This window comes from Staphylococcus sp. MI 10-1553 (assembly GCF_010365305.1).
Lineage (GTDB): Bacteria > Bacillota > Bacilli > Staphylococcales > Staphylococcaceae > Staphylococcus.
Map to the genome: position 1 here is coordinate 953,190 of NZ_CP048279.1, position 10,648 is coordinate 963,837.

The following is a 10,648-nucleotide window of genomic DNA, read 5'->3' on the forward strand; positions in this document are numbered from 1 at the left end:
ACTAGTCATTCTCGACGCTTTCATATATCATGAATGTATATGTTATTTTAAGGGGGGGAACTGATGTCCAAATCAGAGGTTGTATCACAAACTTCCGGTCGTATTACTTATAAAGAACTGAAACAAATTATTAAGTTAGGTCTTGTTCAAGGCAACTTAATTCCATCATTTGCGGGTGCGTGGTTGGCTATAGTCATGACACATCATGCATTTTTAGCTTCTATTCCACAAATTATTGTGATGATCATAGGTTCTACGTTAGTAATGGGCGGAGCATGTGCATTGAACAATTTCTATGACCAAGATATTGATCAATTAATGCCAAGTAAACAAAATCGACCAACTGTTAACAATCGTATTTCAGATCGTCATTTATTGTTATTAAGCTTTGGTATGATGGTCGTTGGTGAAATATTATTGTTCATGTTGAATATGCAAGCAGGTGTTATAGGACTCGTTGGTATCGTTGGTTATGTATCATTTTATTCCATTTGGTCAAAACGACATACGACATGGAATACTGTGGTAGGAAGTGTGCCTGGAGCGGTACCACCATTAATCGGTTGGGTCGCGATTGATGGTCACTTAAGTTTGATGGCTTGGGCATTATTTTTAGTTGTGTTTTGTTGGCAGCCGATTCATTTTTACGCATTAGCAATTAAACGAAAAGATGAATATGCAACAGCACACATTCCAATGTTACCATCTGTTAAAGGCTTTTCGCGCACACGTGTCGGCATGTTTCTATGGCTGATCGCATTATTACCACTTCCATTTTTAATGCAAGATTTAGGTGTGGTCTTCGTCGTGTTAGCCACGTTACTTAACGTTGGATGGATTGCATTAGGGCTTACAAGTTTTAAATCGTCAGCAAATGAAACAAAATGGGCAACAAAAATGTTTATTTACTCTTTAAACTATCTTGTTCTATTTTTTGCACTTGTTGTCGTGATTTCTTTAATACAATTAATTTAGAAGGTCTACGAGTGAGGAATGAATAAAATGAATGTACCTATTTTACCTACGTTAAGTACAACTTGTATTGTAATTAGTGCCATTTTAGTTGCTATCGGTTGGCGCCTCATCTGGAAGCGTCAAATTGAGCGTCATAAAAAAACGATGCTGTGGGCTGCTATTTTTGCAGTTGTCTTTTTTACAATTTATGCGAGTCGTACTATCTTTATTGGTAATACAGCATTTGGAGGACCAGATTCAGTTAAAGTTTATTACACTATCTTCTTGGTTTTCCACATTACATTAGCAACAGTGGGGGCAGTACTTGGTTTAATCCAAATTTTTACAGGATTAAAAGATCGTTACAGTGTTCATCGTAAAATCGGACCAGTCGCATCAGTAATTTGGTTTTTCACAGCGATTACGGGTGTAGCGGTATATATCTTACTTTATGTGCTTTATCCTGGTGGCGAAACGACTTCGCTCATTAAAGCAACATTTGGTTTATAATAAAAAAGCAACAGATGATTGATTTCACATCTGTTGCTTTTTTAGTGCGCCCATTGTGGTAAATCGTTCGATGAGACAATGATATGAATAGAGTCAATTTAAAAGCAAGTGATGTCTATTCCAATTTTGCTCAATATTTTTAAAAACATAAAAAGAGGCAAAACACAGCCGCGTGTTTTACCTCGTATGGTTTCAATTCATAATAGAGCATATTGAAATAGATTGTAACGGTTCAATATCATTTTAGAATGATAAACCATTCTTGTTATTAAGTTGTATTAATTGTTTTGAATTTCTTTTTGATGTTGCGCTGCTTGGCTTTCTCTTAACACATCATACTGTGAAGATAAGTTTTTGTGATGGTTGTAAGCCACTACATCAAAATCATCATTTTTTGTAGATGTTGTATGCACATTTTGTTGTTCTTGCGCTTGACGTTGTCTTAATGCATCATACTGTGAAGATAAGTTTTTGTGTTGATTGTAAGCTGTCGCATCAAAATCGTCTGATTGTGTTGCTGGTGCCTCCTCTGCAGCTTGCACGTTAGTACCTACTAATCCCGCTAGACCAAGTGAAATGGAAAGTGCTGAAACTTTGAATAATTTGTTCATCGTTCTAATACCTCCTTCATTTGATATAAAAAGTATACCAATAATGATATTTATTGTAAATGAAAATGCTTTTAAAAATATAGCAAAACTTATTTTGTAAATAAATGTCATTTCATAAGTACTATCATCAAGCGATTTTCCAGTAATTGATTAAATGTTTGGAATTTAAAGTAAGTATAAGACATTTAGAATTTTAAAAGGAATTGGATTTAAATAAAATAATCACTCTGTTCAATGCATCAAAGGGAAGAAATGGAATTGGACAAAAATGAAAACTTCAGCGCAGACCTTTGTAAATAGTAGAAAGTCAGTGTCAATAATGATACGATAAAATGAAATCAACGGATTGTGATATTTTTAATTTTGACCGTACACAAAGCGAACGAATGGTTTTATAATGAAAAGTGAGTATTAAAGTCGGATAAGATTTGAAGATGTATGCGATCCATATTAATGGAAATAAAAGCAATGATAAATTAAGAGGGGGAACATATGCGAAGAAAATTGATTAAAGTACTAGCAGTGTTGTTATTAGTCGGCTTTTTAGTCTATTTATTTTATTCCCCTCAACTTGAGTTTGATGTACTAGAAAATCCAAATCGTGCTAATCACCAACAACAAGAAAAACCTAAAAATGTGAACCAAACTGACGGACAGAATCCGCCATTAGAAAGTGGTGTCGGAACATATATTGGCAAATCGTTAAATCAAATTACATCACAATTTGGTACACCGGATCGTATTTATTCTTTTCAGCAGGGATATCATAAATACATTTATAAAGGTGACAAACGTTACATTATTTTTGCGGTTAAAAATGACAAAGTGAAGTCTGTTTATGTGACGGGGCAAAATACGGAAAAATTAACTGGACCCATTAAAATTAACGAACAAGCGTCTGATTTGTTTGATAAATTTTCAATCAATACAGAACCTCAATTTAAAGTGAATGGACAAACGTATCATTACGAACTATCGGATAAAGATGTTAAAACTCAAGCTTTAATCCAATTTGATGATACATTTGCACAAGTGTTTATAGATCAACAAAAAAATAAAGTACTCGGGTTACGCTATTTAGACAAAGAAGCATTGACCGATATGAATCCGTATGCGCAAAATAATGAAGAAACGACGTCTCAAGAAACAGAAGAATCAGTAGAAGAAGATGCGCGTCCTGCAGATCAAAATGTGAACGAGCGGCTCACGTTATACGAATTAACGAATGAAATGCGTCAACTGAATGAGCGTCAACCTTTAAAAGTGAATGATACGCTTGAAAATGTTGCGACGGTTGATTTGTTTAATTATGGTAATCAAAAAAATACAGAATTTACAGAAGAGAATTTGATTAATTTGGTGAAACAAACACCACTTAGTTATCAATCTGTCTCTCAAAACGTAGGGTATAACTTTAATGATGTCCCTACGTTGGTGCACAGTTGGATCAATTCAGATGTTCACCGTTCGCGTATGTTAAATTCAAAATATGTTGAAATGGGTGGAGAAGTCCAGCGCCAATATTATATGTTAATCTTTTTAGAGAAAGGGGAGAACGCGTAACATGTACGATGAACCATTGATGCAAGTGCTTGATCAAACCGATGACTTAGCCGATCAAATTCGCCAATCTGATTTGTTTGTCGCTTATCAAAAAGCGAAACAAGTTTTAGTGGAAGATAGGGAAGCACAACGGTTATATGGTCAGTTTTTGAAAAGCAAGATCAATTATGATGAAGTGCAACGATTTGGACGCTATCACCCTGATTATCAAGAAGTGATGCTAACAACGAGACGACTGAAGCGTGAATATGAAATGCATGATACTGTCGTCGCATTTAAGCAAAGTGAAACGGCACTCCAACAACTATTGGATGAAATTGTTACGATGATTGCGACGAGCGTGTCAGAGCATGTCAAAATTGATGCGGGAACGCCATTGTTTGAAGCGTTAACGACAGGTGGGGGATGTGCCACGGGTGCAACGTGTCAATGTCGAGTTTGATAAAGCGAAAGTTTAATACATCATAAAAGTAGCTGGGATGATGAAACTCCCAGCTTCATTATATTAAGACTGTTGTTGGCGATAAGCAGTGAGAAATTGACGGCCAATAGAAGGGCGATCCGTGACGATAGTATGCACGCCTAAATCAACAAGGTGATGCATTAAATCGACACTATTGACGCCATAATAGCCTGGCATCCTGTTAGAACTGTTCAGCCATTGAATGAGCTTCGGTTGAACGAGCGGAACACCATGGAAGTGTGTCGGCATTTGGAATGTTTGAGCTTTTCCGTGATAAAAAAGTTTCAAACCTGTATATAGTTTTAAAATGCCCTCTGTCACTTCAGCTTGACTTGCCCCGATTGCTACCGTCCCTTGGCTAATTTTATGAAAACGTTCAATTTGTTCGCGATAAAAACTTGTGACGAGCACCCGCGATTCAGCTTGATGTTGTACAATGACATCATATAAGCGTTGAGCAGCAATTTGTCCTTCATAGCTATCCGGATGATCTTTAATATCGATATTCACACGTTGTTCAGGATAGCGTGACAAGAGCTCACCCATTGTTAAAATTTTCGCATCTGGGTGATTTTGATAAGGACTTTCTCCGTTAATATCTTTAAAATGATAACCCGCGTCTAAGGCTTTCAATGCCTCGAGTGTATGTTGGCTAACTGGGCCAGAACCATTTGTTGTACGATCCACTTCAGCGTCGTGAAATACAATCACTTGTTCATCTTTAGAAATGCGAATATCTGTTTCGAAGCCAGTCAATTGCATCAGCACAGAATAATCAAATGCTAGTGCAGTAGACTCAGGTCGTTCACCCATGCCACCACGATGACTTAATATGTACGGCGTTTGGCCACTGAAAAATGGCGGTATCGCTCGAGGTTGAGGTGCTTTTGTAGTCTTTTGAAGTAATAGGGCGCCAGTCACCACAGAAGCTGCACCCAATAGTGTCCCTTTTAAAATTTGAGATTTGCGAGTCATTATGAAATACCTCCCATTAAAATAACGTCATACTTTCCGAAGACAGTGACACATGGTACGATAATAATGTAAAATTCGAGGTGAAAAAATGGATATCATACAACGTGAAAATATAATCATTTATCTTAAAAACATGAAGCATGAACGTCATATTCGAAAATATGGTCATATTGTTTATACGAATTCACAACAAAAATACGTATCGATGTATGTGAATCAAAAGGATATTGACGATGTGGTGACACGCCTGATGAAATTGAAATATGTCACACGCGTTGTCGGTTCACCTTATAAAGATTTGAAACAAGAATATTCAAAAGAAGCAAATGAATAAGCTTATTCCAGTGCAGGAATCCAATGTTGCAATCGTAATACACTTTTTAAATAGTTAAAGTAAAGATCAAGCTCAGGATAGTCATCGGGTGCATGAACATCTACACCGACCATTTCGATATTGTAAGGTGCCGCATAAGATTGGATGAGCTCGTATTTACGATTGCTTTCGGGATATGGGTAACGAAAGGCGTCTAACATCATATACATCGCTTGAAACTTACGCCCTTCAGTAGGTTGCATAATAATCGCCACAGATGTCAGTTGACGTGTGGACTTTGGTGTATGGAAAAAGACGATGCGATCGATACGTTCATAATTATATTCGATGAGCGTTTTGAATTCGTATAAATCCGTCAATCCGTGCCCTAAAACGATAAAAGATTGTTGCATTTGGATTCCTCCTCTTACATCAAAGTATATTAAAAATGAAATCGGATTGGAAGTGTAAAAACATGCGTGTCATCGCAGGAAAACATAAAAGTAAATCACTCGAAACGTTGGAAGGGCGCAATACGAGACCGACGATGGATAAAGTGAAAGAAGGTATTTTTAATAGTTTACATACAGTTGAAGGGCTCGGGCTCGATTTATTTGCTGGAAGTGGCAGTTTAGGCATCGAAGCACTTTCTCGAGGGATGGACAAAGTGATTTTTGTCGATCAAAATATCCGTGCTGTTAAAGTTATTCAACACAATTTGAAAAAGTTGGACTTAACGCATCAAGCTGAAGTGTATAAAAATAATGCGGACCGCGCGTTAAAAGCGTTGAACAAACGAGAAATTCAGTTCGATTTAATTTTTCTTGATCCACCATACGAAAAAGGATTCATTGATGAAGCGCTGAAAAGTATTCATCAATTTGATTTATTAAAGCAAAATGGTATCATCGTGTGTGAGTATAGCCATCGTGAATCCATTGATACTTCACTTTTTGAAGAAGTCAAATGCTATCACTATGGTTTAACTGACACTTGTGTTTTGAAAAAAGGAGAAAGTCATGGTTAATACGAAAGCTGTTATCCCTGGAAGTTTTGACCCTATTACAAAAGGACATATTGATATCGTTGAAAGAAGTGCGGACCGTTTTGATGAATTGCACGTCTGTGTATTACGAAACAGTAGTAAAAAAGGGACATTTACAGTAGATGAACGACTTGAATTAATTGAAAAGTCCGTCGCGCATTTACCGAATGTGTATGTCCATTCCTTCAGTGGTTTATTAGTAGATTTTTGTGACGAAATTGGTGCGACAACAATCATTCGTGGTTTGCGTGCGGTCAGTGATTTTGAATATGAGCTACGAATTACTTCAATGAACAAAAAGTTGAATGATAAAGTGGAAACCTTATATATGATGAGTTCGACAGATTATTCATTTATTAGTTCGAGTATGGTGAAAGAAGTCGCGCAATATGATGCCGATATTTCTGAATTTGTACCGAAACATGTTGAAGAGGCGTTGTTAAAAAAATTTAAGCGAGAAAACTAACGGGGAATGTCAATTAAATAGACGGACTCAAAAACCATTTGGAGCATGATGAAACAAAGAGTTAGTATAAAAATTTTTGATGCTATTGATGCAGTATTTTGTTTAACTTGCCCTCTTCCTACGATTTGTGGCTTTTGATTGCCTTCATGGCTTCGCGTTCCTAGGGGCTGGCCCTTCAACTCAATTCGGCTTGATTGAAGCATACATGAGATGGAAGCCGAATTGGATTTTGGGAGCAGTACAGAAATCTCATGTGTCACAAAGATTTTGTAGTACTACCCCCGCAAGGCTGACTAGACTTCTCAAAAGCCTACGTATTGAGAAGTCAGACAGCTACTGCGATAAACAGTAATCGCTATTTAAAGTAAAGACGTGATTGTTAACAGTATGCACTCATTCCCTCAGGAGTCTCAGCCTTCTGGGCAATCTTACATCAAATTCAGGAAACTGAGGGTAAGTTGATGAATTCAAGAAAATCAATAGCATTATTTTTTTATATCCCATTCACTCTCGTTTTCCGACAGTTTTATCATTATTAATGAATCATAAATCTATGAGTAAATAAATGTTAGGATGAACTTAATGTCCCATCTTCGTTCCTACGATATGAAAGTTGAGTGAATGGCCAATGTCCAATCGTGTTAAAATGGGGGAATTCATTGATGCGCAATGTACACAGGCGTATTGAAATCGGTCATAGTACCGCCCGTCAAAACGTTATAAATTCCCGTTGCCTTTACTTCATTTTGAAATAGCTTTGCCGTTTCGCGATTGATAGTTGTGATGATGCGGTGCTCAGGAAAATGTGCCTTCAAATATTTCAAGTAGCGTTGCCCTTGAGGCGTCATTGCTAACACTCTTACGGCATGGATATCTTCGGTGACATCAGCATATTGAAAATGCAACAACACATTCATTAAAATCCGCTGAATATGGGTATACGTATAACGCTTCGTTTTTAATGTGTGCATAAACGATGGGTAATCTGTTGCTGACAACGCTGCACGGTATAAACGATTTTCAAAACCTTCACTCATCGTATAAATTTGCTTTAATGTTTCAGGTGTATGTTGCAAAATCGCGAATTTAATCAAATCGAATAAACGCTGTTGATCATGAAATGGTGTGGTCATTAAAGGTATGTTTTGTTCTGGTACCATCTTTTGCCAAGTCTGATCACCGTTCATGATACCTTCGCGAATCGCTGTACCACTTGCGATAGAGGCGTGATGCATGTCGGAATCGTGGTGTTGGGCGTGTGCACGCGTAACGGTCATCGGTTGAATGGGACTGTGTTGTAATTGTAATTGTTTCAGGTAGGCGATAGCCAAAATGTTATTCGGCATACTTAATAGGTCGCTTTGCAATGTTTCAGCTGCAATTCTGGCATAACTTTTACCTGACTTGATTGCTGTTTGAAAAGCAGTTGTTTGCTCGAGTTCAACGAGTTGGTTTGCAGCGTATTCTAATTGCGATAGGTCACCGCTTTCACTCCCGAAACTCAATACATCAACTTGTAAATATTCTGCCACTTTGACACCGGTTTGAGCGAAAATGTCACTCGAGGATAGTGAGCCGACTAATGGCATTTCGACTACTAAATCGACACCTGCTGTTGCCATTTGTGCACGTTTAAATTTGTTATACATCGCGGGCATCCCACGCATCATAAATTGGCCGCTCATGATGGCAATTGCAACGTCACTTTGAGAAAGTTGTTTACTTTGTTGCGCGTGATAGAGATGACCGTGATGAAAAGGGTGATATTCTGTAATCATTGCGACACTTTTCATTTGCATTCTGTCCTTTCGTGTCTCATTATGAATATTGTATCAGAACTTAAGATGTTAAGAAAAAATCTTGACAACTTAACTATCAATAGTTAAAATAAATTTTGTGCTTGTTAGAGGTGAAGCCATATGAAGTGGTCAATAACACAATTGAGAAAATACCAAGGACAACCTTTTAAATTTAATCAGACCGTAACGTTTAACCATCTGATTCAAAACTTGGCTCTATTAGACTTGTCACCGATTGACATCGAGGGTGAGTTGATTGTTAAATCGAATGAGGTTGTTGCGACAATGCATTTAACTGGGCAGTATACGATGGCATGCGTGCGTACATTAGTGCCTGTGAATGTCCCATTGGATGCAACAACAACGGAAGTATTTGATTTAGATGGTTTGTATGAGGATGAGGACGATGAACATTATCATCTTGTCACTAATGGTATGATTGATCTTCGCGAAATTGCTGAAGAGATTGTTATGCTTGAAAAACCAATGCGTGTCGTTGCGGATGACAGCGATCAAATGCTCACTGGTGGTCAAGGTTGGGAAGTTATTGACGAAGATAATTTGGATAACGACCCATCTCAAGATGAATCACATGTGAATGTCGATCCAAGGCTTCAGAAATTACAACAATTATACGATGATAGTAATCATGCACGCTAAGTTTTTTGAACTACGATGCGTCAAATGAATCGAATAAAAGGGAGGATTAACTAACCATGGCAGTACCAAAAAGAAGAACTTCTAAAACAAGAAAAAACAAACGCCGTACACATTTTAAATTAGCAGTACCAGGTATGCAAGAATGCCCAAACTGTGGTGAATTAAAATTATCTCACCGTGTATGTCCAAACTGTGGTTCATACAAAGGTGAAGAAGTCGTTTCTAAATAATAGACTTTTTACAGTAACTGAATATTAATGTAAAATAGGACTGGAACTATCACTGTTCCAGTCCTATTTTTTGAGCAGTATACGAACATAAGATGAAGTGAGATGAGGCAAAAATGGAAGCTATTACATCGATACAAAATCCGAAAATTAAAAACTATAATAAATTAAAAAAGAAGAAAGAACGCGATAAGCAAGGACTTGCAATTCTAGAAGGATTTCATTTAATTGAAGAAGCAGTACAAAGTCAGATTAAGGTGACACAATTGTTTATGATTGAGCCGAGCCGTGTCCCGACAGAACTCATTGAAGCGGCGGAGGAAGTGTACGAAATCACCCAAAAAGTCGCTGAAACATTATCTGGAACCGTCACACCTCAAGGGATATTTGCAATCATTGAAAAGCCACAAGTTGATGTCACTGCTGCCAAACAAGTATTGATTTTAGATCGCATTCAAGATCCGGGCAACCTCGGTACGATGATTCGTACGGCTGACGCAGCGGGATTAGACTTAATTGTGATGACGAAAGGAACTGCTGATGTCTACCAAGATAAAGTATTACGTGCAAGTCAAGGCAGTGTCTTTCACATTCCAATTCAATATGTGGATGATATGCCAGCATGGATGTCGTCGTTTGAAGGACCGATATATGGGACAGCATTGCAAGATGCGACGAGGTATCATCAAGTCGAAAGCCAGCAAGAGACATTTGCGCTTATTCTCGGTAATGAAGGCGAAGGGGTTGCGACCGATTTATTAGCCCACACGACACAAAACTTGATCATTCCTATTTATGGACAATCTGAAAGTTTAAATGTTGCCGTCGCTGCTGGCATTTTAATGTTTTATTTAAAGGGCTAGACTTTGGGTTGACCCTTGATGGACGCATGTATATAATAGACGTATTAACAATTCAACAAACTGCTGATAAAAAGACGTAAACTATTATTGAGATTGTTCAGGGAAGTCTGACATGAACTGTGAGTTGGACTCAATCTACATAGTTTTTTTCACCTTTTTAGCTACTTAAAGAGATTTAAGTCGGAAGTAAAATCCGTTA

Annotated in this window: 14 protein-coding genes; 10 read left to right on the plus strand and 4 right to left on the minus strand. The window is 37.5% G+C overall.

Annotated features, from left to right (window positions below; translation table 11 throughout):
* Positions 1-63: 63 nt before the first annotated feature.
* Both cyoE and GZH82_RS04125 read left to right on the plus strand, forming a co-directional pair.
* Positions 64-975 (plus strand): heme o synthase, encoded by a 912-nt coding sequence (gene cyoE / locus GZH82_RS04120; protein ID WP_162681436.1) that lies wholly within the window; start codon positions 64-66, stop codon positions 973-975.
* A 27-nt stretch (positions 976-1,002) separates the two neighbouring features.
* Positions 1,003-1,464 carry a DUF420 domain-containing protein gene (locus GZH82_RS04125; RefSeq protein WP_014614224.1) on the plus strand — a complete coding sequence of 154 codons (462 nt, stop codon included), beginning with the start codon at positions 1,003-1,005 and terminating at the stop codon, positions 1,462-1,464.
* 278 nt (positions 1,465-1,742) lie between these two features.
* On the opposite strand, the gene GZH82_RS04130 is transcribed toward GZH82_RS04125, so the two are convergent.
* On the minus strand, positions 1,743-2,075 hold the full coding sequence (locus GZH82_RS04130) for a hypothetical protein (protein ID WP_162681437.1): 333 nt from the start codon (positions 2,073-2,075) through the stop codon (positions 1,743-1,745).
* A gap of 492 nt (positions 2,076-2,567) precedes the next feature.
* Between GZH82_RS04130 and GZH82_RS04135 the strand changes: the two genes are divergently transcribed.
* Positions 2,568-3,638, plus strand: coding sequence for a CAP domain-containing protein (locus GZH82_RS04135; RefSeq protein WP_162681438.1), 1,071 nt, complete (start codon positions 2,568-2,570; stop codon positions 3,636-3,638).
* Between the two features lies 1 nt (position 3,639).
* Positions 3,640-4,080 carry a YlbF/YmcA family competence regulator gene (locus GZH82_RS04140; protein ID WP_162681439.1) on the plus strand — a complete coding sequence of 147 codons (441 nt, stop codon included), beginning with the start codon at positions 3,640-3,642 and terminating at the stop codon, positions 4,078-4,080.
* 63 nt (positions 4,081-4,143) lie between these two features.
* On the opposite strand, the gene GZH82_RS04145 is transcribed toward GZH82_RS04140, so the two are convergent.
* The gene (locus GZH82_RS04145; RefSeq protein WP_162681440.1) at positions 4,144-5,076 is read right to left on the minus strand and encodes a glycerophosphodiester phosphodiesterase family protein; all 933 of its coding nucleotides are present in this window, start codon (positions 5,074-5,076) and stop codon (positions 4,144-4,146) included.
* An 88-nt stretch (positions 5,077-5,164) separates the two neighbouring features.
* On the opposite strand from GZH82_RS04145, the gene GZH82_RS04150 reads away from it, so the two are divergent.
* On the plus strand, positions 5,165-5,410 hold the full coding sequence (locus tag GZH82_RS04150; RefSeq protein ID WP_162681441.1) for a YlbG family protein: 246 nt from the start codon (positions 5,165-5,167) through the stop codon (positions 5,408-5,410).
* Between the two features lie 2 nt (positions 5,411-5,412).
* On the opposite strand, the gene GZH82_RS04155 is transcribed toward GZH82_RS04150, so the two are convergent.
* A complete protein-coding gene (locus GZH82_RS04155; RefSeq protein WP_162681442.1) occupies positions 5,413-5,802 on the minus strand; it encodes a DUF7147 family protein in 390 nt (129 codons plus the stop codon).
* 62 nt (positions 5,803-5,864) lie between these two features.
* Between GZH82_RS04155 and rsmD the strand changes: the two genes are divergently transcribed.
* Entirely contained in the window at positions 5,865-6,416 is a 552-nt protein-coding gene (gene rsmD / locus GZH82_RS04160) for a 16S rRNA (guanine(966)-N(2))-methyltransferase RsmD (RefSeq protein WP_162681443.1), read from the plus strand.
* Positions 6,409-6,900 carry a pantetheine-phosphate adenylyltransferase gene (gene coaD / locus GZH82_RS04165; RefSeq protein WP_162681444.1) on the plus strand — a complete coding sequence of 164 codons (492 nt, stop codon included), beginning with the start codon at positions 6,409-6,411 and terminating at the stop codon, positions 6,898-6,900. Before rsmD ends, coaD begins: the two co-directional genes overlap by 8 nt.
* Positions 6,901-7,556: 656 nt before the next feature.
* Here the strand turns inward: coaD and GZH82_RS04170 are convergent.
* A complete protein-coding gene (locus GZH82_RS04170) occupies positions 7,557-8,693 on the minus strand; it encodes a nucleotidyltransferase (protein WP_162681445.1) in 1,137 nt (378 codons plus the stop codon).
* Positions 8,694-8,819: 126 nt separating this feature from the next.
* Between GZH82_RS04170 and GZH82_RS04175 the strand changes: the two genes are divergently transcribed.
* The 3 genes from GZH82_RS04175 to GZH82_RS04185 all read left to right on the plus strand — a co-directional run bounded on the left by GZH82_RS04175 (position 8,820) and on the right by GZH82_RS04185 (position 10,449).
* Positions 8,820-9,359 carry a YceD family protein gene (locus GZH82_RS04175; protein WP_162681446.1) on the plus strand — a complete coding sequence of 180 codons (540 nt, stop codon included), beginning with the start codon at positions 8,820-8,822 and terminating at the stop codon, positions 9,357-9,359.
* Between the two features lie 56 nt (positions 9,360-9,415).
* Positions 9,416-9,589, plus strand: coding sequence for a 50S ribosomal protein L32 (rpmF, locus tag GZH82_RS04180; RefSeq protein ID WP_014614214.1), 174 nt, complete (start codon positions 9,416-9,418; stop codon positions 9,587-9,589).
* Positions 9,590-9,702: 113 nt separating this feature from the next.
* Positions 9,703-10,449: a TrmH family RNA methyltransferase gene (locus GZH82_RS04185; RefSeq protein ID WP_162681447.1), complete on the plus strand. Its 747-nt coding sequence runs from the start codon at positions 9,703-9,705 to the stop codon at positions 10,447-10,449.
* Positions 10,450-10,648: the final 199 nt, after the last annotated feature.